The sequence below is a fragment of the Kosakonia sp. N21 genome, assembly GCF_050587465.1.
Classification (GTDB): Bacteria; Pseudomonadota; Gammaproteobacteria; order Enterobacterales; family Enterobacteriaceae.
Map to the genome: position 1 here is coordinate 577,749 of NZ_JBOBHR010000001.1, position 20,601 is coordinate 598,349.

The window sequence follows — 20,601 nt, forward strand, 5'->3', positions numbered from 1 at the left end:
AAATAAATTATGTCTAAAGTCGCTCTCATCACCGGCGTAACCGGGCAAGATGGTTCTTATCTGGCGGAACTGCTTCTGGAAAAGGGCTATGAAGTCCACGGCATTAAGCGTCGCGCCTCCTCATTCAATACCGAACGTGTGGATCACATCTACCAGGATCCGCATACCTGCAATCCGAAGTTCCACCTGCATTACGGTGATCTGACCGATACGTCAAACCTGACCCGTATCCTGCAAGAGGTTCAGCCGGATGAAGTGTACAACCTGGGGGCGATGAGCCACGTGGCGGTATCCTTTGAATCTCCGGAATACACCGCCGATGTGGATGCAATGGGTACGCTGCGTCTGCTGGAAGCCATTCGCTTCCTGGGCCTTGAGAAGAAAACCCGTTTCTACCAGGCCTCCACCTCTGAGCTGTATGGTCTGGTGCAGGAAATCCCGCAGAAAGAAACCACGCCGTTCTACCCGCGTTCTCCGTATGCGGTGGCCAAACTGTACGCCTACTGGATCACCGTTAACTACCGTGAATCTTATGGCATGTACGCCTGTAACGGCATTCTGTTTAACCACGAGTCTCCGCGCCGTGGTGAAACCTTCGTGACCCGCAAAATCACCCGCGCTATCGCTAACATCGCACAGGGCCTCGAATCCTGCCTGTATCTCGGCAACATGGACTCGCTGCGTGACTGGGGCCATGCGAAAGACTACGTGAAAATGCAGTGGATGATGCTGCAACAGGACAAACCGGAAGATTTCGTGATTGCTACCGGCGTGCAGTACTCCGTACGTCAGTTCGTGGAAATGGCGGCTGCGCAACTGGGTATCAAACTGCGTTTTGAAGGCACCGGCGTGGAAGAGAAAGGCATTGTGGTGTCGGTGACGGGTCATGATGCACCGGGCGTGAAACCGGGTGATGTGATCATTGCCGTTGACCCACGCTACTTCCGTCCTGCTGAAGTGGAAACCCTGCTGGGTGATCCGACCAAAGCGCATGAACGTCTGGGCTGGAAACCGGAAACAACTCTGCAAGAAATGGTCTCCGAGATGGTCGCAAAAGATCTGGAAGCAGCGAAAAAACACTCACTGCTTAAGGCCCACGGTTACGAGGTTGCCATCGCGCTGGAGTCCTGAGCATGACGAAACAACGTATTTTTGTGGCTGGCCATCGCGGGATGGTGGGGTCAGCCATCGTTCGGCAGCTTGAACAGCGTGCGGATGTTGAACTGGTCCTGCGTTCCCGCGAGGAGCTGAACCTGTTGGATTCCGCCGCCGTGCATGCGTTTTTCGCAAATGAACGCATTGATCAGGTGTACCTGGCGGCAGCGAAGGTGGGCGGTATTGTGGCGAACAATACCTACCCGGCGGACTTCATCTACGAAAATATGATGATTGAGAGCAACATCATTCATGCGGCACACCTGCATGACGTGAACAAACTGTTGTTCCTCGGTTCGTCCTGTATCTACCCGAAACTGGCGCATCAACCGATGGCGGAGAGCGAGCTGCTGCAAGGCACGCTGGAGCCGACCAATGAACCGTATGCGATTGCCAAGATTGCCGGCATCAAGCTGTGCGAATCCTACAACCGTCAATATGGCCGTGACTATCGCTCAGTGATGCCGACCAACCTGTACGGGCCGCACGATAACTTCCACCCGAGCAACTCGCACGTGATCCCTGCGCTGCTGCGACGCTTCCATGAAGCAACGCAAGAGAACGCGCCGGATGTGGTGGTGTGGGGCAGCGGTACGCCAATGCGCGAATTCCTGCATGTGGACGACATGGCCGCGGCCAGCATTCACGTTCAGGAACTGGCGAGAGAAGTGTGGCTGGAAAATACCGAACCGATGCTGTCGCACATTAACGTCGGCACCGGGGTGGATTGCACGATCCGCGAACTGGCGCAAACCATGGCCAACGTGGTGGGCTACAAAGGTCGCGTGGTGTTTGACGCCACGAAACCGGATGGTACGCCGCGTAAGTTGCTGGATGTGACACGCCTGCACCAGCTTGGCTGGTATCACGAGATCTCACTGGAAGCCGGCCTTGCCAGCACCTACCAGTGGTTCCTTGAAAACCAGCACCGGTTCCGGGGGTAGGCATGTTTTTGAGTCATGAAGATTTTGCCACGGTGGTGCGTTCCACCCCGCTGATTTCCATCGATTTGATCGTGGAGAATTCACGCGGCGAGTTTTTACTCGGTAAACGCACTAACCGTCCGGCCCAGGGATACTGGTTTGTGCCGGGCGGACGCGTGCAAAAGGATGAACCGCTGGCGGTGGCTTTCGAGCGCCTGACCCAGGCGGAACTGGGGCTGCGCCTGCCGATGTCGGCAGGTGAGTTCTACGGCGTCTGGCAGCACTTCTATGACGATAACTTCTCCGGTAGTGCGTTTTCCACCCACTACATTGTGCTCGGTTTCCGTTTACGTGTGGACGAGGAGACGCTCGCGCTGCCGACGGACCAGCACAATGATTATCGCTGGGGGACGCCGGAGTCGCTGATTGCCGATCCGCTGGTGCACGACAACAGCCGCGCTTATTTCCTCGATGCGCAGGGAGTTCCGGGCTTATGAAAATCCTGGTCTATGGCATCAACTATTCGCCGGAGCTGACCGGGATCGGTAAGTACACCGGCGAAATGGTGGAATGGATGGCCCGTCAGGGCCATGACGTGCGCGTGATCACCGCACCTCCGTACTATCCGGAGTGGAAAGTCGGCGAGCACTACAGCGCATGGCGCTGGCGAAAAGAGCAGGGGGCCGCCACGGTGTGGCGTTGCCCGCTGTATGTCCCCCGCCAGCCCTCGACCTTAAAGCGGTTGCTGCACCTGGGCAGCTTTGCCCTGAGCAGTTTCTTCCCGCTGATGGCGCAACGTAGCTGGAAACCGGATCGCATTATTGGCGTGGTGCCCACGCTGTTTTGCACACCGGGCATGCGCCTGCTGGCGAAGCTGTCGGGCGCACGCACGCTGTTGCATATTCAGGATTATGAAGTTGACGCGATGCTCGGCTTAGGCATGGCGGGCAAAGGCAAGAGCGGTCGCGTCGCGCGTCTGGCAACGGCTTTTGAACGTAGCGGCCTGCATAACGTCGATAACGTCTCCACCATCTCCCGCTCAATGATGAACAAAGCACGGGAGAAAGGAGTGGCAGCGGACAAGATCATTTTCTTCCCGAACTGGTCCGAAGTGGCGCGTTTTCGCGATGTCGACGCAGAAAGCATCGCGCAGTTACGCCGCCACCTCGGTCTGCCGGATGACAAAAAAATCATTCTTTATTCCGGCAACATCGGTGAGAAGCAGGGGCTGGAAAACGTAATTGAAGCCGCTGCGCGCCTGCAAAGTCATCCGTGGTTGTTTGTCATTGTCGGGCAGGGCGGCGGTAAAGCACGACTGGAAAAAATGGTCAGCGAACGCGGTCTGGACAACGTGAAATTTTTCCCGTTACAGCCGTACGACGCGCTGCCCGCGCTGTTAAGCCTGGGCGATTGCCATCTGGTTATCCAGAAACGCGGCGCGGCGGATGCGGTACTGCCGTCGAAGTTAACCAACATTCTGGCCGTGGGCGGCAATGCGGTGATCACCGCAGAAGAGAGTACCGAACTTGGCCAGTTATGCCTGGCGCGGCCTGGTATTGCGGTCTGCGTGGAGCCGGAATCGGTGGATGCGCTGGCCTGGGGCATTGAACGCGCGTTAGCGCTGCCCAAAAACAACACGGTGGCACGTGAATATGCCGAACGCACGCTCGAGAAAGAGAACGTGTTACGCCAATTTATTGCTGATATCAGCCCGGAAAATTCCGCTCAGCCTGAGCATGCGCACACGCAGCACGGCAGCCTGAATTTCGACGGCAATGGGGATAAATCATGAGTCAAACGCAACTGTATCCGGTAGTGATGGCCGGAGGCTCCGGTAGCCGTCTGTGGCCATTGTCCCGCGTGCTTTACCCTAAACAATTCCTGTGCCTGAAGGGCGATCTTACGATGCTGCAAACCACCGTCAGTCGTCTGAACGGGGTGGATTGCGAAAGCCCGGTGGTGATTTGTAATGAACAGCACCGTTTTATCGTTGCCGAGCAACTGCGCCAGCTGCATAAGCTGACCGAAAACATCATCCTGGAACCGGCGGGGCGCAACACGGCGCCGGCTATCGCTCTCGCGGCGCTGGCGGTTAAGCGTCATAACCCGGATGCCGACCCGTTAATGCTGGTGCTGGCTGCTGACCACGTTATTCAGAACGAAGACGCTTTCCGGACATCCGTTCGCAACGCGATTCCCTATGCAGAAAGCGGCAAACTGGTGACCTTCGGGATTGTGCCTGATATGCCGGAAACCGGTTATGGCTATATCCGCCGTGGCGAGGTCTGCGAAGGCAAAGTGGATGCGGTTGCCTTCAACGTGGCGCAGTTCGTGGAAAAACCGAACCTGGAAACCGCGCAGGGCTATGTGGCCACTGGTGAATATTACTGGAATAGCGGCATGTTCCTGTTCCGCGCCGGTCGGTTCCTGGAAGAGTTGAAAAAATACCGTCCGGACATTCTTTCCGCATGCGAAAAGGCGATGGAAGCCGCCGACCCGGATATGGACTTTATCCGTGTCGATGAAGAGGCGTTTCTTGCCTGCCCGGAAGAGTCGATTGACTACGCGGTGATGGAGAGAACCGCCGATGCGGTTGTGGTGCCGATGGACGCAGGCTGGAGTGACGTGGGCTCCTGGTCTTCGCTGTGGGAAATCAGCCAGCATACGCCGGAGGGAAACGTCCACCACGGCGACGTTATCAGCCATGACACCGAGAATAGCTATGTCTATGCGGAGTCCGGACTGGTGACGACCGTCGGCGTAAAAGATTTGGTGGTGGTGCAGACCAAAGACGCGGTGCTGATTGCTGACCGCAATCATGTGCAGGATGTGAAAAAAGTGGTGGAAAAAATCAAAGCAGATGGACGCCACGAACACCATATCCACCGCGAAGTCTATCGCCCGTGGGGGAAATACGACTCTATCGATTCCGGCGATCGCTACCAGGTTAAACGAATTACCGTCAAACCTGGCGAGGGCCTGTCCGTACAGATGCACCATCACCGCGCAGAACACTGGGTGGTTGTGGCAGGTACGGCGAAAGTCACCATTGATGATGATGTCAAATTATTAGGCGAGAACGAGTCGATTTACATCCCGCTCGGCGCGCGCCATTGCCTGGAAAACCCGGGAAAAATTCCGCTCGATCTGATTGAGGTGCGCTCCGGTTCGTACCTTGAAGAGGATGACATTGTGCGATTCAAGGATCGCTACGGGCGTATTTAATGTCCGTTGCCGGATAACGAAGCCGTTATCCGGACTGAAGCTTTTTATTAATCAATTATATATGGCCATTTTGCGGTCAAGGCTGACTGTTGCCTGAAGAAGAGGTAATGATGGAAAAATTAACCTGTTTTAAAGCTTACGATATCCGTGGAAAGCTGGGCGAAGAACTGAATGAAGAGATTGCATGGCGTATTGGCCGCGCCTACGGTGAATACCTGAAGCCGCAGACCATTGTGCTGGGCGGTGATGTGCGCCAGACCAGCGAGGCGTTGAAAATGGCGCTGGCGAAAGGTCTGCAGGACGCCGGAGTAAACGTACTGGATATCGGACTTTCCGGTACCGAAGAGATCTATTTCGCGACCTTCCATCTTGGCGTGGATGGCGGCATTGAAGTGACGGCCAGCCATAATCCGATGGATTACAACGGTATGAAGCTGGTGCGTAAGGGTGCGCGTCCGATCAGCGGCGACACCGGCCTGCGCGATGTGCAGCGCCTGGCGGAAGCCAATGATTTCCCTCCGGTCAACCCGGACAAACGCGGCAGCTATAAACACATCAACCTGCGTAATGCCTACATCGACCATCTGCTGGGGTATATCGATACCAACAACCTGAAACCGCTGAAACTGGTGATTAACTCCGGTAATGGCGCGGCAGGCCCGGTGATCGACGCCATTGAGGCACGCTTTAAGGCGCTCAACGTGCCGGTAACCTTTGTCAAAGTGCATAACGAACCGGATGGCACCTTCCCGCACGGTATTCCTAACCCGCTGCTGCCGGAGTGCCGCGCCGATACCCGCAATGCGGTGATTGAGCACAACGCGGATATGGGTATCGCGTTTGATGGCGATTTCGACCGCTGCTTCCTGTTCGACGGTGAAGGGCAGTTTATTGAGGGCTACTACATTGTTGGCCTGCTGGCGGAAGCGTTCCTCGAAAAACACCCGGGGGCGAAGATCATTCATGACCCGCGTCTCTCCTGGAATACCGTCGACGTTGTCAGCCGCGCGGGCGGCACGCCGGTGATGTCGAAAACCGGCCACGCGTTTATTAAAGAGCGCATGCGCGAAGAAGACGCCATTTACGGCGGCGAGATGAGCGCGCACCACTATTTCCGCGACTTTGCCTATTGCGACAGCGGCATGATCCCATGGCTGCTGGTGACGGAACTGCTGTGTCTGAAAGGCAAAACGCTGGCGGAACTGGTCAGTGACCGCATGGTGGCGTTCCCGGCAAGCGGCGAAATCAACAGCAAACTGGCCGATCCGGCAACGGCGATCGCCCGTGTCGAGCAACACTTCACGGCCGGGGCGCAGGAGATCGATCGCACGGACGGCATCAGCATCGCGTTCCCGGACTGGCGCTTTAACCTGCGCTCATCCAATACGGAACCGGTTGTGCGCCTCAACGTGGAGTCCCGCCAGGATGTGCCGCTGATGGAAGCGCGAACGCAGGAAATTCTGGCGCTGTTGAATCAGTAAATATCAGGCGTTCCTCTCCCCTTGGTCGGGGAGAGTGAACATACAGGCAGGTACAACGATGACGAATCTAAAAAAGCGCGACCGGGCCAAAACGAATGCATCGTTAATCTCTATCGTGCAGCGCTTCTCCGACATTACCATTATGTTCGGCGGACTTTGGGTAGTGTGCAAAGTGAATGCGCTGCCGTTTTTCTATATGCATCTCATGATGGCTCTGATTACCCTGGTCGTCTTCCAGATGATTGGCGGAATGACGGATTTTTATCGCTCCTGGCGGGGCGTCAAAATCATGACCGAACTGACGTTGTTACTGCAGAACTGGACGCTGAGCCTGATTTTCAGCGCGGGGCTGCTGGCGTTCAGCAATGATTTTGATAATACCTTCAAAATTTACCTCTCCTGGTACCTGTTAACCAGCATGGGGTTAATGATGAGCCGTGCGGTGATCCGCTTTGGCGCGGGCTGGCTGCGTAACCTGGGTTATAACACCCGCCGCGTCGCGGTGGCGGGGGATATGCCGATGGGGCAGGAGCTGCTGGAGGGGTTTCGTAACGAGCCGTGGCTGGGTTTTGATGTGGTCGGTGTTTACCACGATCCGCAACCGGGCTGCATTACCACCGGCTGGGCAGGTAACCTCGATCAACTGGTTGATGATGCCAAGTCCGGCAAAATCCATAACGTCTACATTGCGATGTCGATGAACGATGCCGCCTGTATTAAGAATCTGGTGCGCCAGCTGGCGGATACAACCTGTTCCGTCATCCTGATCCCGGATGTCTTTACCTTCAATATCCTGCATTCCCGGGTTGAAGAGGTCAACGGTGTTCCGGTGGTGCCGCTGTATGACACACCGCTGTCCGGCGTTAACCGCATCCTGAAACGCATTGAAGATATTGTGCTCTCCTCTTTGATTCTGCTGCTGATTTCCCCGGTGCTGTTGGGCATTTCTGTTGCTGTCAAACTCAGCTCTCCGGGACCGATTATCTTTCGCCAGACGCGCTACGGCATGGATGGTAAACCCATCAAGGTGTGGAAATTCCGCTCCATGAAGGTGATGGAGAACGACAAAGTCGTGACCCAGGCAACGCAGAATGATCCGCGTGTGACCCGCGTCGGCAGTTTCCTGCGCCGGACTTCGCTGGATGAATTGCCGCAGTTTATCAATGTGCTGACGGGCGGTATGTCCATTGTCGGGCCTCGCCCGCACGCGGTTGCGCATAACGAGCAATACCGTTCGTTAATTGAAGGCTACATGCTGCGTCATAAAGTGAAACCGGGGATCACCGGCTGGGCGCAGATTAATGGCTGGCGCGGTGAGACGGACACGCTGGAAAAAATGGAAAAACGTATTGAATTCGACCTGGAGTACATTCGCGAATGGAGCTTGTGGTTCGATATCAAAATCGTTTTTCTGACCATCTTTAAAGGCTTTGTGAACAAAGCGGCGTATTAAGGAAAGGTCATGAGCCTGAGAGAAAAAACCATCAGCGGCGCAAAGTGGTCCGCCATGGCCACGCTGACCATCATTGGTCTGGGGCTGGTGCAGATGACGGTGCTGGCGCGCATCATCGATAACCACCAGTTTGGTCTGCTGACGATCTCGCTGGTGATTATCGCGCTGGCGGATACGCTGTCCGATTTTGGCATTGCGAACTCCATTATTCAGCGTAAAGAGATAAGTCATCTTGAGCTGACCACGCTTTACTGGCTGAACGTTGGGCTAGGGATTGTGGTGTGTGTGGCGGTCTTCTCCCTGAGCGGCGTGATTGCGGATGTGCTGAATAACCCGGACCTGGCGCCGCTTATCCGGACGCTGTCGCTGGCTTTTGTGGTGATCCCGCATGGCCAGCAGTTCCGTGCATTGATGCAAAAGGAGCTGGAGTTCAACAAAATTGGCGCGATCGAAACGCTGTCCGTGCTGGCGGGTTTTAGCTTTACGGTGATCAGCGCCTTTTTCTGGCCGCTCGCCATGACGGCGATCCTCGGGTATCTGGTCAACAGCGCCGTGCGTACGCTGCTGTTTGGCTATTTTGGCCGTAAGATCTACCGCCCGGGGCTGCATTTTTCACTGGCGTCGGTGAGTTCCAACCTGCGCTTTGGTGCCTGGTTGACCGCCGACAGCATCATCAATTACGTCAACACCAACCTCTCAACGCTGGTTCTGGCGCGTATCCTTGGCGCCAGCGTCGCCGGGGGATACAACCTGGCGTACAACGTGGCCGTGGTCCCGCCGATGAAGCTCAACCCGATCATTACCCGCGTGTTGTTCCCGGCATTTGCCAAAATTCAGGACGATACCGAAAAGCTGCGCCTGAACTTCTACAAGCTGCTGTCGGTGGTGGGGATCATCAACTTTCCCGTCCTGCTCGGACTGATGGTGGTGTCAAATAACTTCGTGCCGCTGGTCTTCGGTGACAAATGGAGCAGCATTATTCCCATTCTGCAACTGTTGTGCATCGTCGGTTTGCTACGCGCGGTAGGAAACCCGATCGGTTCGCTGTTAATGGCGAAAGCGCGGGTGGATATCAGCTTTAAATTCAACGTCTTCAAAACGTTTCTTTTTATTCCCGCCATTATTATCGGCGGGCACACGGGCGGCGCGCTGGGCGTCACCCTCGGCTTCCTGCTGGTACAAATCATTAATACCGTGCTGAGCTATTTCGTGATGATCAAACCGGTGCTCGGCTCCAGCTACCGCCAGTACATTTTGAGCCTGTGGCTGCCGTTCTACCTCTCATTGCCGACGCTGGTGGTGAGCTACGGTCTGGGGCTGGCGCTGAACGGTCATCTGCCGCTTGCCGCCATGCTGGCCATTCAGGTGGCGGCGGGCGTGGTGGCGTTCATGCTGATGCTGGTGGTGTCGCGCAATGCGCTGGTGGTGGAGATGAAGCGCCAGTTTTGCCGTAACGAGAAATTAAAAACGCTGCTCCGCGCAGGCTAAGAAACGTTATTGAACCCCTTTAAGAGGTCGCTATGAAATTATTGATCCTTGGCAATCATACCTGCGGTAACCGTGGTGACAGCGCAATATTACGCGGATTGCTGGATGCTATTGCCCTGATTGAGCCTGATGCAGACGTGGATGTGATGAGCCGCTATCCGGTGAGCTCGTCCTGGTTGTTAAATCGCCCGGTGATGGGCGACCCGCTGTACAGCCAAATGAAAGAACACAACAATGCCGCCGGATTGATGGGGCGGGTCAAGAAAGTCCTGCGTCGCCGTTATCAGCACCAGGTGCTGCTTTCCCGGGTGACCGATACCGGCAAACTGCGCAATATTGCCATTGCGCAGGGGTTTACCGATTTTGTGCGCCTGCTTTCCGGTTATGACGCCATTATTCAGGTCGGCGGTTCCTTCTTTGTTGATCTGTATGGCGTACCGCAGTTTGAACATGCGCTCTGCACGTTTATGGCGAAAAAGCCGCTATATATGATCGGCCACAGTGTTGGGCCGTTCCAGAACGAGCCGTTCAACCAACTGGCCAATTATGTCTTCGGCCATTGCCAGGCGCTGATCCTGCGCGAAACCGTTAGCCTTAATTTGATGAAGCAAAGCAACATCACCACCGACAAAGTGGAGCAGGGCGTGGATACCGCCTGGCTGGTGGAGCATCACCAGGCCGATTTTGTGGCCAGTTATGCGGTGCAGCACTGGCTGGATCTGGCGGCGAAAGAGAAGACGGTGGCGATCACGCTGCGTGAACTGGCACCATTCGACAAGCGTCTGAACACCACTCAACAGGCCTATGAGCAGGCTTTTGCCGGCGTCGTCAACCGCATTATTGATGCGGGCTATCAGGTGATTGCGCTGTCGACCTGCACCGGTATTGATAGTTACAACAAAGATGACCGCATGGTGGCGCTCAATTTACGTCAGTATGTCAGCGACCCGTCGCGCTACCACGTGGTGATGGACGAACTGAACGATCTGGAAATGGGCAAAATCCTCGGCGCCTGCGATTTAACCGTCGGGACGCGTCTGCACTCCGCCATTATTTCGATGAACTTCGGCACACCGGCGATCGCCATCAACTACGAACACAAATCCGCCGGGATTATGCAGCAGTTGGGAATGCCGGAGATGGCGGTGGATATCCGTCATCTGCTTGATGGTTCTCTGGCGGCGATGGCGGCGGATACCCTCGGGCAACTGCCTGCCATTAACGCGCGACTGTCGGTCGCCGTAGCCGCGGAACGGGAGCAGGGAATGAACATGGTGAAATCGGTGCTGGATCGCGTGCAGGGGGAGAAATGAAAGTCAGCTTCTTTTTGCTGAAGTTTCCTTTAGCGTCTGAAACGTTTGTTCTTAACCAGATTGTCGCCTTTATTAACATGGGTTTTGAGGTGGAGATTGTCGCCCTGCATAAGGGCGATATGAATAACACCCACGCAGCGTATACGGAGTATAAGCTGGCCGAAAAAACGCACTGGTTGCTGGCGGAGCCGGAAGGGAAACTGGCGAAACTGAGTTACCGCATGCAGGCAATCACACGGGGTTGCTTGAAGCCGTCGACGTGGAAAGCGCTGAATATGTCGCGCTATGGCGATGAAGCGCGCAACCTGATCCTCTCGGCTATCTGTGCGCTTGCGCCTCGCGCCTTTACTGCCGATGTGTTTATCGCCCATTTTGGCCCGGCTGGCGTGACGGCGGCGAAACTGCGTGAGCTTGGGGTGCTGAAGGGCAAAATTGCCACAGTTTTCCATGGTATTGATGTCTCACACCGCGACGTGCTGAACCACTATACGCCAGAGTATCAGCGGTTATTCCAGCGCGGCGACCTGATGTTGCCGATCAGTGATTTATGGGCGGGCCGGTTGAAAAATATGGGCTGCCCGGAGCAGAAAATCGCCGTCTCGCGTATGGGCGTCGACATGACGCGCTTTAGCCTGCGACCGGTCAAAACGCCGGGAAGCCCGTTGCAAATTATCTCTGTCGCCCGCCTGACCGAGAAGAAAGGGCTGCATGTGGCGATTGAAGCCTGCCGTCTGCTGAAAGCGCGCGGCGTGGCGTTCAAGTATCGCATTCTCGGTATCGGTCCATGGGAACGGCGCTTGCGCACCCTGATTGAACAGTTCCAGTTAGAAGACGTGATCGAGATGCCGGGCTTTAAACCGAGCCATGAAGTCAAAGCGTTACTGGATGAAGCAGATGTGTTTCTGCTGCCGTCCATTACCGGCGCGGATGGTGATATGGAAGGGATCCCTGTCGCGCTAATGGAGGCGATGGCGGTGGGGATCCCGGTGGTCTCGACGGTGCACAGCGGTATTCCGGAGCTGATTGACGCTGGCGCGTCCGGCTGGCTGGTGCCGGAAAAGGATGCTGAAGCGCTGGCGCAGCGTTTAGCCGCTTTCGGTACCATGCAGGATAGCGATCTCACCCCGGTGGTGACCCGGGCACGCGCAAAAGTCGAAGCTGACTTCAACCAAAAAATCATCAACCAGCAACTGGCAAGTCTGTTGCAAACGCTTTAAACAGAGGTTTTATGACCGCCTGCAAATCATCTACATCCTTCACCCGACGCTCCTTTCTCGCCGCCAGTTCAGCACTGGCGGCATTACCCCTCCTGCATACCCGAGCCGCGCGTGCCATTGGCGGCAATGGCACTGTCGATATTCGTCAATATAACCATAATGATTGGCCTGCGGCGCTTAACGATGCCTTTGCCGCCGGGCAAACGGTTGAAATCCCAGCAGGGCTGGTGTGTGACAATATCAATACCGGGATTTTCATTCCGCCGGGCAAAACGTTGCTGGTGCGTGGTGCGCTGAAAGGCAATGGTCGTGGGCGTTTGGTGCTGCAGGATGGCAGCCGTGTTATCGGCGAGGACGGCGGAAGTTTTTACAATATCACGCTGGATGTGCGCGGTTCCGATTGCGAGATCAAAGGGCTGGCGATGAGCGGCTATGGGCCGGTGATGCAGATCTATATTGGCGGCAAAGAGAAGCGGGTGATGCGTAATTTGCTGATTGATCACATCACGGTGACAAAAGCCAATTACGGCATTCTGCGCCAGGGCTACCATAACCAGTTTGACGGGGTGCGCATCACCAATGGTCGCTTCAGTGAGTTGCAGGGTGACGCCATCGAGTGGAATGTCGCCATCAACGATCGCAACATCCTGATTTCCGACCATGTGATTGAGAATATCGACTGTACCAACGGCAAGATCAACTGGGGCATTGGCATTGGTCTGGCGGGCAGTACTTACGACAACGCCTATCCGGAGGATCAGGCGGTGAAAAACTTTGTCGTCGCCAATATCACCGGCAGCAACTGCCGCCAACTGGTGCATGTGGAGAACGGCAAGCACTTCATTATTCGTAACGTGAAAGCGCGTAACATCACGCCGGATTTCAGTAAAAAGGCGGGGCTTGATAACGCCACGGTGGCGATTTATGGCTGCGACAACTTTGTGATTGATAACGTCAGTATGGACAATAGCGCCGGTATGTTGATTGGCTATGGCGTGATCAAGGGGAACTACCTCTCCATTCCGCAGAATTTTAAGCTAAACGATATTCGCCAGGATAACACCAGCAGTAAATACAAGCTGCGCGGTATCCAGATTTCCTCCGGCAATGCCACCTCGTTTGTGGCGATTACTAACGTGAAAATGCAGCAAGCCACGCTGGAACTGCATAACCAGCCGCAGCATCTTTTCTTACGCAATATCAACGTTATGCAGCAGGCATCGGTGGGCCCGGCGTTGAAACTAAACTTTGATTTACGCAAAGATGTGCGGGGGCGTTTTATGGCAAAACAGGATACGTTGCTGTCCCTGGCGAACGTGCATGCGGTTAATGAGAACGGGCAAAGTTCAGTGGACATCGACCGCGTCGATCAGCACGTGGTGAATACCGATAATCTGAATTTCCGCTTGCCTGCGAAAAAGTCGTAATGGCCGCAAGCAAGGCTTTTACGATAAATCCTGGTGCTTTGCTTCAGGGTTAGGATTACATCTACTGCTTGCTCGTGATATTCGGCGTAACATCTTTCACTGTCGCACGCTGCGAACCCACTGGCTAAAGCAGGGTAAAAGTTTATAATTCATCCCATTATTTATAGGTGGAAGAAATCAATGGTTAATTTGAAAGCAGTTATTCCGGTAGCAGGTCTGGGAATGCATATGCTCCCCGCGACAAAAGCGATTCCTAAAGAGATGCTGCCGATCGTCGACAAGCCGATGATTCAATACATCGTCGACGAAGTTGTTGCTGCAGGGATCAAAGAAATCGTTCTGGTGACTCACTCGTCAAAAAACGCCGTTGAGAACCACTTCGACACCTCTTATGAGCTTGAAGCGCTGCTCGAACAGCGTGTTAAGCGTCAATTGCTGGCAGAAGTTCAGTCCATCTGCCCGCCAGGCGTGACCATTATGAACGTGCGTCAGGCGCAGCCGCTGGGCCTGGGACACTCTATTCTGTGCGCGCGTCCGATCGTGGGTGATAATCCGTTCATTGTTGTGCTGCCGGATATTGTGCTGGATACCGCGACTGCCGACCCGCTGCGCTATAACCTTGCCGCTATGGTGGCGCGTTTTGCTGAGACCGGCCGTAGCCAGGTGCTGGCGAAGCGTATGAAAGGCGATCTTTCTGAGTATTCCGTTATTCAGACCAAAGAGCCGCTGGACAGCGAAGGTAAAGTGAGCCGCATCGTGCAGTTTATTGAAAAACCGGATCAGCCGCAGACGCTGGATTCTGACCTGATGGCGGTGGGTCGCTATGTGCTTTCTGCGGACATCTGGCATGAGCTGGAAAAAACCGAGCCGGGCGCCTGGGGACGTATTCAGCTGACGGATGCTATCGCTGAACTGGCGAACAAACAGTCGGTTGATGCGATGCTGATGACTGGTGACAGCTATGATTGCGGTAAAAAAATGGGTTACATGCAGGCGTTTGTAAACTACGGGTTGCGTAACCTGAAAGAAGGGCAGAAATTCCGCGACAGCATTAAGAAATTGCTGGTGCAGTAATCAATCGTAAAACGCGTATTTAGAATAGCGAACGCAAGGGCAGTGAAGAGTGGCGATAAGACGATTACGTCTTCAGCATATTCTTACTGCCCTTTTATTTTCGTTATTAAAATCAATCACTAAAAAAGGTAGTGATTGATATACAACGCTAAGATGTCGATGAGATTTTTCCTTGTTTCCAGCGCTGTTTAAGCGGAGAATACGCGTTTAGCATTTTGTGCCGGGCGGTGAGCAAAATTAAGTCGCCGATGGGCGTTGGTGCAACTTTAAATTGTCGAGTCGTACACACAGTATACTGGTAGCTGTAGAGCCAGGGGCGGTAGCGTATCTGAAATTTGGTTGCGAGTGACAGGCCTGGGTTCCTGGTTTTTTTAAGTCAAAACATTGAAAAGCAAGAGCGGATAATTCTCGTGAAAATACTGGTCACTGGTGGTGCAGGTTTTATTGGTTCAGCGGTAGTTCGTCACATTATTAATAACACTCAGGATGCAGTGGTTAATGTTGATAAATTAACCTATGCCGGCAACCTTGAGTCACTGACGGAAATTGAAAATAATGCGCGCTACGTTTTCGAACGCGCTGATATTTGTGATGGCGAGGCGATGGCGCGCATTTTTGCTGAGCATCAGCCGGATGCGGTGATGCACCTTGCCGCTGAAAGTCATGTTGATCGCTCTATCACAGGCCCTGCCGCTTTTATCGAAACAAACATCATTGGCACCTATGTGTTGCTGGAAACGGCGCGCAAGTACTGGTCGCAACTGGATGAACCACGTAAATCCCTGTTCCGCTTTCACCATATCTCTACCGATGAAGTGTATGGCGATTTGCCACATCCTGACGAGGTTCCGGCTGGCGCTGAGTTGCCACTGTTTACAGAGAAAACGCCTTACTCGCCGAGCAGCCCTTATTCGTCCTCTAAAGCATCCAGCGATCACCTGGTGCGTGCATGGCGTCGCACCTATGGGTTGCCTACGTTGGTAACCAACTGCTCGAATAACTACGGTCCTTATCATTTCCCTGAGAAATTGATCCCGCTGATCATCCTCAGTGCACTGGCTGGCAAGCCACTGCCGGTGTACGGCAACGGTGAACAGATCCGCGACTGGCTGTTCGTAGAGGATCACGCACGTGCGCTGTATAAAGTTGTCACCGAAGGCGTGGTCGGCGAGACCTACAACATTGGCGGTCATAATGAGCGCAAAAACATCGATGTGGTCAAAACGATTTGCGCCATCCTTGATGAGGTGATCACTGATAAACCTGAGGGGATTAGTCACTTTGCTGATTTGATCACCTATGTTGCCGATCGTCCGGGGCATGACCTGCGCTATGCTATTGACGCCAGCAAAATCAAAGATGAGTTGGGTTGGGTTCCGCAGGAAACTTTCGAATCCGGCATCCGCAAAACCGTTCACTGGTACTTGCATAACCAGGGCTGGTGGCAGCGTGTTATGGATGGCTCCTACGCAGGCGAACGTCTGGGACTGGCGGATTAATTAAGGAATAGATGATGAAAGGTATTGTTCTTGCTGGTGGTTCCGGAACCCGTCTTTATCCGATCACATTGGGTGTCTCGAAGCAATTGTTACCCATTTATGATAAGCCGATGATTTATTACCCGTTGTCGACTTTGATGCTTGCAGGTATCCGCGATATTTTGGTGATCACTACCCCTGAAGACAACGCTTCATTTGTACGTATGCTCGGTGATGGTAGTCATTTGGGCATTCATATTGAATATGCTATTCAGCCCAGCCCTGATGGGCTTGCGCAGGCATTTATCATCGGTGAGAAATTCATCGGTGATGATTCATGCTGTTTGGTGCTTGGCGACAATATTTTCTATGGGCAGTCATTCAGTAATACATTGAAAAAAATCGTTTCCCGCCAGAGTGGCGCAACGGTTTTCGGCTACCAGGTGAAAGATCCAGAACGTTTTGGTGTTGTTGAATTTGATAGCAACCACAAAGTGGTATCGATTGAAGAAAAACCCACTCATCCCAAATCCAATTATGCGGTGACAGGTTTGTACTTCTATGATCAGCGCGTCGTTGAATTTGCCCGGAAAGTGAAACCTTCGCACCGTGGAGAGCTGGAGATCACCTCCATTAACCAGATGTACCTTGATGAAGGTTTGCTCAATGTTGAACTCTTGGGCCGTGGTTTTGCCTGGCTGGATACCGGTACTCACGCAAGCCTGCATCAGGCATCGTCTTTTGTTCAGACCATTGAAGATGTACAAGGGCTGAAAGTTGCCTGTCTGGAAGAGATTGCCTGGCGCAATGATTGGCTCACCCGCGAGGATGTCATCAGACTGGCTAAGCCAATGATGAAAAATGATTACGGGCAATATCTGATGACACTTGTTGGTGAAAAGTAAGAGGCAAAAAAATGCGCGTATTGGTTATTGGTTGTAATGGACAGGTAGGTAGCTGCCTCGTCGCGCAACTAACAGGTAAAGCAGAGATTTTAGCCGTGGATCGTAATCAACTTGATATTACCGATGCCGCGCAGGTGGATGCTCAGGTTACCGCATTTAAACCTGACTATATACTGAATGCTGCAGCGCATACTGCGGTTGATAAGGCCGAAGATGACGTTGAGGCATCCTATCAGATCAATGCCGATGGGCCGAAATATCTGGCTATTGCGGCAGATAAAATAGGTGCTGTGCTGGTCCATATCTCAACTGACTATGTCTTTGATGGTGAAAGCGAAGGCGAATACACGGAAGATATGAAGACAGGGCCGCAAGGCGTGTACGGGCAAAGTAAGCTTGCCGGGGAAAACGCCGTTGCGCAGAATGCCAGCAAATATCTCATCTTGCGCACCGCGTGGGTGTTTGGCGAACATGGCAGCAATTTTGTAAAAACGATGCTTCGTCTTGCCGGAATGCGCAATGAATTGAATGTGGTTGCCGATCAATGGGGAGGGCCGACGTATGCCGGTGATATCGCCAGTGCCATCATTTCAATGATTGAGCAAATTGATCGTGGCTTGTCACCAGAATGGGGAATTTATCATTATTCTGGCGCACCGCATACGAATTGGGCTGATTTTGCCCGCGCGATATTTACCAGTGCCGTAGAACACGGCTGTCTGGATCGTGCGCCGTTGGTGCATAGTATTGCCGGTAGTGAATATCCGACTCGCGCGAAACGTCCTTCTAATTCCCGCCTTAATTGCCAAAAGATTGAACGCCAATTTGGCATCAAACCTTCAGACTGGCGCGTGGCGCTTAATAATATCAAAGAGTACAAGTGAGTTATGAAAGTCATCGATACAGCCATTCCTGACGTAAAAATCATCGAACCAGCCGTGTTTGGCGATGAACGCGGCTTTTTCATGGAAACATGGAATCAGCAAAAATTTGAAGAGTCAGTAGCTCAACGCAAGTGTAACTTCGTGCAGGATAACCATTCAAAATCCAAAAAAGGGATTTTGCGAGGTTTGCATTACCAGACCGAAAATACACAAGGTAAGCTGGTTCGCGTCGTCAGCGGTGAAGTTTTTGATGTTGCCGTCGATATCCGTAAGGGTTCTTCGACGTTTGGCAAGTGGGTTGGGGTGTTACTTTCCGCGGAAAACAAGCGCCAGCTATGGGTACCGGAAGGTTTTGCTCATGGCTTTTACGTGACCAGCGAAGAAGCTGAGTTTGTATATAAATGTACTGATTATTACAATCCACAAGCTGAGCACTCTATCTTGTGGGAAGATACAGACCTGAATATTACCTGGCCTATTAAAGATGACCTGGTTATTTTGTCGGCAAAAGATCAGGTTGGCAAAAAACTTAAAGATAGCATCTTACTGTAAGCCAAAATAACTGCATGAAAAATTATCTATTAGAGTTAGTTAACAACAGAACATTAATATACCAGATGACAAAGCGTGACATTCTGAGCCGATATAAAGGCTCAGTAATGGGGATGGGGTGGTCGTTCTTCACCCCGCTTTTGATGCTGGCAATTTATACTTTTGTGTTCTCTGTTGTTTTTAAGGCAAAATGGGGCGTCGGTGGCGATGGAAACAAAGCTTCGTTCGCCGTAATCCTCTTTGCCGGAATGGTCGTATTTAATATTTTTGCGGAATGTTTTAACCGTTCAGTGACACTGATTACGAGCAATGCTAACTATGTGAATAAAATAGTTTTTCCGCTTTCAATATTGCCCGTGACAGTATTACTGAGCAGTTTATTTCATGCGTTAGTCAGCCTGGTTATTCTGATCATCGCCAGTATTGTGCTTATGAATCAGGTACATTTGACCTTGCTGCTATTACCGGTCGTCTGGCTTCCGTATTTCATGGCATTGGTCGGAATGATGCTCATTCTCTCATCGGTGGGGGTTTATTTACGCGATCTGGCACAGATAACGGGCGTGTTGACAACGATTCTGATGTTTACGTCACCACTCTTTTTTCCTCGAAGCGCACTTCCCGAGTCCTTGCAACCCATATTGATGCTGAATCCGCTTGCTTATTTTATTGAAGTTACCCGTGATGTTGTTATCTGGGGTAAAACGCCTGGTTTGTTAGCTGTTGCGATATCCTATGGCAGCTCGTTGCTTGCTCTTGCCTTGGGTTATTATTGCTTCGAAAAGCTAAAAAAAGGGTTTGCTGATGTCATCTAATGTAACCGTTGAAGTCAATAACGTTAGTAAATGCTATTTTATTTATGACAATCCTAAATATCGCTTGATAGGGCCTTTAGTCAATAAATTACGTAGAGCAACAGGCTTACAGGAAAAGAAATATTATAAAGAACATTGGGCATTAAAAGACCTGAATTTCGTTATTGAACGAGGTGACTCCGTTGGGGTCGTTGGCAAAAACGGGGCCGGCAAATCAACGCTGCTGCAAATGCTCACAGGTACACTGTCGCCAACATCTGGAAGCATCAACGTTAATGGGCGCATTGCGGCGCTGTTGGAACTGGGGGCTGGTTTTAATCCTGAGTTTACCGGTCAAGAAAACATCTATATGAATGCCAGTATTCTTGGTTTAAGTAAAGATGAGATCGACTCCCGTTATGATGACATTGTTAAATTTGCAGATATCGGCGATTTTATTAGTCAGCCAGTGAAAACGTATTCCTCAGGTATGTACGTTAGGCTGGCTTTCGCTGTTGCCGCGAATATTCAGCCGGATATTCTCATCGTTGATGAAGCCCTGGCCGTAGGGGATATCAGGTTCCAGTTGAAATGTCTGAAGCATATGAATGCGTTGAAGGAAAATGGTACGACAATTCTTTTTGTCTCGCATTCTCCAGAGCAGGTTAAACGGTTCTGTAATAAAGCCCTATGGATTGATGGCGGCAGAATTCGTGCCTCAGGCTCAGCAAACGACGTCTGTGATCAATACAATGATTTTATGTATCAGATCCAGCATGTTGACAATAGTAACAATGAAAACCGTCAGCCGAATCAAGGTACGCCTGCAAGAATTATCTCAACCAAACTTAACACAAATTATCTCAAAACCGGTGAGAGCTTGTCACTCACCATTGAGTATCAGGTTAATGATGAAGAAGTTGAAGGATTGATGGTTGGCGCAGCTTTATATTCTTCAGAAAGAAAATATCTTTATGGGATTAATACAGGGCTGGATAACTTCGTAATTTCTAATAAGAAGGGTATATATACCGTAGAATATAAAATCCCGGTATTACCTTTACTCCCTGGGTCATTCAGTTTTGATATTGGAGTCATGGGAGACCGAAGTTTAATTGGATTTGATTATATTACCGACGCGGAAAAATTCACGGTTTATAATGACTATGAAGGCGAAGGTGTATTTTGCATAGAGCATGAATGGTTCCAATCCCCAACCGATTAAATGAGAT

At 52.3% G+C, this 20,601-nt stretch carries 18 protein-coding genes; all 18 read left to right on the plus strand.

Annotation, left to right across the window (positions count from 1 at the left end):
* The first annotated feature begins 9 nt into the window (after positions 1 to 9).
* The 18 genes from gmd to ACQ3G7_RS02670 all read left to right on the plus strand — a co-directional run bounded on the left by gmd (position 10) and on the right by ACQ3G7_RS02670 (position 20,594).
* On the plus strand, positions 10 to 1,131 hold the full coding sequence (gene gmd / locus ACQ3G7_RS02585) for a GDP-mannose 4,6-dehydratase (RefSeq protein ID WP_263100187.1): 1,122 nt from the start codon (positions 10 to 12) through the stop codon (positions 1,129 to 1,131).
* A 2-nt stretch (positions 1,132 to 1,133) separates the two neighbouring features.
* Complete coding sequence (fcl, locus tag ACQ3G7_RS02590; RefSeq protein ID WP_263100188.1) at positions 1,134 to 2,099, plus strand: GDP-L-fucose synthase; 966 nt, start codon at positions 1,134 to 1,136, stop codon at positions 2,097 to 2,099.
* A gap of 2 nt (positions 2,100 to 2,101) precedes the next feature.
* Complete coding sequence (locus tag ACQ3G7_RS02595) at positions 2,102 to 2,575, plus strand: GDP-mannose mannosyl hydrolase (protein WP_263100189.1); 474 nt, start codon at positions 2,102 to 2,104, stop codon at positions 2,573 to 2,575.
* Positions 2,572 to 3,870 (plus strand): colanic acid biosynthesis fucosyltransferase WcaI, encoded by a 1,299-nt coding sequence (wcaI, locus tag ACQ3G7_RS02600; RefSeq protein ID WP_430888719.1) that lies wholly within the window; start codon positions 2,572 to 2,574, stop codon positions 3,868 to 3,870. Before ACQ3G7_RS02595 ends, wcaI begins: the two co-directional genes overlap by 4 nt.
* Complete coding sequence (gene cpsB, locus ACQ3G7_RS02605; RefSeq protein WP_430888720.1) at positions 3,867 to 5,303, plus strand: mannose-1-phosphate guanyltransferase; 1,437 nt, start codon at positions 3,867 to 3,869, stop codon at positions 5,301 to 5,303. Before wcaI ends, cpsB begins: the two co-directional genes overlap by 4 nt.
* A gap of 110 nt (positions 5,304 to 5,413) precedes the next feature.
* The gene (gene cpsG / locus ACQ3G7_RS02610) at positions 5,414 to 6,784 is read left to right on the plus strand and encodes a colanic acid biosynthesis phosphomannomutase CpsG (RefSeq protein WP_430888895.1); all 1,371 of its coding nucleotides are present in this window, start codon (positions 5,414 to 5,416) and stop codon (positions 6,782 to 6,784) included.
* 58 nt (positions 6,785 to 6,842) lie between these two features.
* Positions 6,843 to 8,237, plus strand: a complete 1,395-nt coding sequence (wcaJ, locus tag ACQ3G7_RS02615) for an undecaprenyl-phosphate glucose phosphotransferase (RefSeq protein WP_430888721.1) — start codon at positions 6,843 to 6,845, stop codon at positions 8,235 to 8,237.
* A gap of 9 nt (positions 8,238 to 8,246) precedes the next feature.
* Positions 8,247 to 9,725, plus strand: coding sequence for a colanic acid undecaprenyl disphosphate flippase WzxC (wzxC, locus tag ACQ3G7_RS02620; RefSeq protein WP_263100193.1), 1,479 nt, complete (start codon positions 8,247 to 8,249; stop codon positions 9,723 to 9,725).
* 32 nt (positions 9,726 to 9,757) lie between these two features.
* Positions 9,758 to 11,038, plus strand: a complete 1,281-nt coding sequence (gene wcaK, locus ACQ3G7_RS02625; RefSeq protein WP_263100194.1) for a colanic acid biosynthesis pyruvyl transferase WcaK — start codon at positions 9,758 to 9,760, stop codon at positions 11,036 to 11,038.
* Positions 11,035 to 12,255, plus strand: a complete 1,221-nt coding sequence (gene wcaL, locus ACQ3G7_RS02630; protein ID WP_430888722.1) for a colanic acid biosynthesis glycosyltransferase WcaL — start codon at positions 11,035 to 11,037, stop codon at positions 12,253 to 12,255. Before wcaK ends, wcaL begins: the two co-directional genes overlap by 4 nt.
* Positions 12,256 to 12,266: 11 nt before the next feature.
* Positions 12,267 to 13,682, plus strand: coding sequence for a colanic acid biosynthesis protein WcaM (wcaM, locus tag ACQ3G7_RS02635; protein ID WP_263100196.1), 1,416 nt, complete (start codon positions 12,267 to 12,269; stop codon positions 13,680 to 13,682).
* Between the two features lie 180 nt (positions 13,683 to 13,862).
* The gene (gene galF, locus ACQ3G7_RS02640; protein WP_263100197.1) at positions 13,863 to 14,756 is read left to right on the plus strand and encodes a GalU regulator GalF; all 894 of its coding nucleotides are present in this window, start codon (positions 13,863 to 13,865) and stop codon (positions 14,754 to 14,756) included.
* Positions 14,757 to 15,166: 410 nt separating this feature from the next.
* Entirely contained in the window at positions 15,167 to 16,255 is a 1,089-nt protein-coding gene (gene rfbB, locus ACQ3G7_RS02645) for a dTDP-glucose 4,6-dehydratase (RefSeq protein ID WP_430888723.1), read from the plus strand.
* Positions 16,256 to 16,269: 14 nt separating this feature from the next.
* A complete protein-coding gene (rfbA, locus tag ACQ3G7_RS02650; RefSeq protein ID WP_263100870.1) occupies positions 16,270 to 17,139 on the plus strand; it encodes a glucose-1-phosphate thymidylyltransferase RfbA in 870 nt (289 codons plus the stop codon).
* An 11-nt stretch (positions 17,140 to 17,150) separates the two neighbouring features.
* Positions 17,151 to 18,023, plus strand: coding sequence for a dTDP-4-dehydrorhamnose reductase (gene rfbD / locus ACQ3G7_RS02655; protein ID WP_263100200.1), 873 nt, complete (start codon positions 17,151 to 17,153; stop codon positions 18,021 to 18,023).
* A gap of 3 nt (positions 18,024 to 18,026) precedes the next feature.
* Positions 18,027 to 18,575 carry a dTDP-4-dehydrorhamnose 3,5-epimerase gene (gene rfbC / locus ACQ3G7_RS02660; RefSeq protein ID WP_263100201.1) on the plus strand — a complete coding sequence of 183 codons (549 nt, stop codon included), beginning with the start codon at positions 18,027 to 18,029 and terminating at the stop codon, positions 18,573 to 18,575.
* 65 nt (positions 18,576 to 18,640) lie between these two features.
* The gene (locus ACQ3G7_RS02665) at positions 18,641 to 19,390 is read left to right on the plus strand and encodes an ABC transporter permease (RefSeq protein ID WP_263100202.1); all 750 of its coding nucleotides are present in this window, start codon (positions 18,641 to 18,643) and stop codon (positions 19,388 to 19,390) included.
* Entirely contained in the window at positions 19,380 to 20,594 is a 1,215-nt protein-coding gene (locus ACQ3G7_RS02670; protein ID WP_430888724.1) for an ABC transporter ATP-binding protein, read from the plus strand. The genes ACQ3G7_RS02665 and ACQ3G7_RS02670 overlap by 11 nt, the downstream gene beginning before the upstream one ends.
* Positions 20,595 to 20,601: the final 7 nt, after the last annotated feature.

Bases quoted from the DNA above. Each gene is read 5' to 3' on its own strand.
- gmd (WP_263100187.1), top strand. From the start codon at position 10: ATGTCTAAAGTCGCTCTCATCACCGGCGTAACCGGGCAAGATGGTTCT.
- fcl (WP_263100188.1), top strand. From the start codon at position 1,134: ATGACGAAACAACGTATTTTTGTGGCTGGCCATCGCGGGATGGTGGGG.
- ACQ3G7_RS02595 (WP_263100189.1), top strand. From the start codon at position 2,102: ATGTTTTTGAGTCATGAAGATTTTGCCACGGTGGTGCGTTCCACCCCG.
- wcaI (WP_430888719.1), top strand. From the start codon at position 2,572: ATGAAAATCCTGGTCTATGGCATCAACTATTCGCCGGAGCTGACCGGG.
- cpsB (WP_430888720.1), top strand. From the start codon at position 3,867: ATGAGTCAAACGCAACTGTATCCGGTAGTGATGGCCGGAGGCTCCGGT.
- cpsG (WP_430888895.1), top strand. From the start codon at position 5,414: ATGGAAAAATTAACCTGTTTTAAAGCTTACGATATCCGTGGAAAGCTG.
- wcaJ (WP_430888721.1), top strand. From the start codon at position 6,843: ATGACGAATCTAAAAAAGCGCGACCGGGCCAAAACGAATGCATCGTTA.
- wzxC (WP_263100193.1), top strand. From the start codon at position 8,247: ATGAGCCTGAGAGAAAAAACCATCAGCGGCGCAAAGTGGTCCGCCATG.
- wcaK (WP_263100194.1), top strand. From the start codon at position 9,758: ATGAAATTATTGATCCTTGGCAATCATACCTGCGGTAACCGTGGTGAC.
- wcaL (WP_430888722.1), top strand. From the start codon at position 11,035: ATGAAAGTCAGCTTCTTTTTGCTGAAGTTTCCTTTAGCGTCTGAAACG.
- wcaM (WP_263100196.1), top strand. From the start codon at position 12,267: ATGACCGCCTGCAAATCATCTACATCCTTCACCCGACGCTCCTTTCTC.
- galF (WP_263100197.1), top strand. From the start codon at position 13,863: ATGGTTAATTTGAAAGCAGTTATTCCGGTAGCAGGTCTGGGAATGCAT.
- rfbA (WP_263100870.1), top strand. From the start codon at position 16,270: ATGAAAGGTATTGTTCTTGCTGGTGGTTCCGGAACCCGTCTTTATCCG.
- rfbD (WP_263100200.1), top strand. From the start codon at position 17,151: ATGCGCGTATTGGTTATTGGTTGTAATGGACAGGTAGGTAGCTGCCTC.
- rfbC (WP_263100201.1), top strand. From the start codon at position 18,027: ATGAAAGTCATCGATACAGCCATTCCTGACGTAAAAATCATCGAACCA.
- ACQ3G7_RS02665 (WP_263100202.1), top strand. From the start codon at position 18,641: ATGACAAAGCGTGACATTCTGAGCCGATATAAAGGCTCAGTAATGGGG.
- ACQ3G7_RS02670 (WP_430888724.1), top strand. From the start codon at position 19,380: ATGTCATCTAATGTAACCGTTGAAGTCAATAACGTTAGTAAATGCTAT.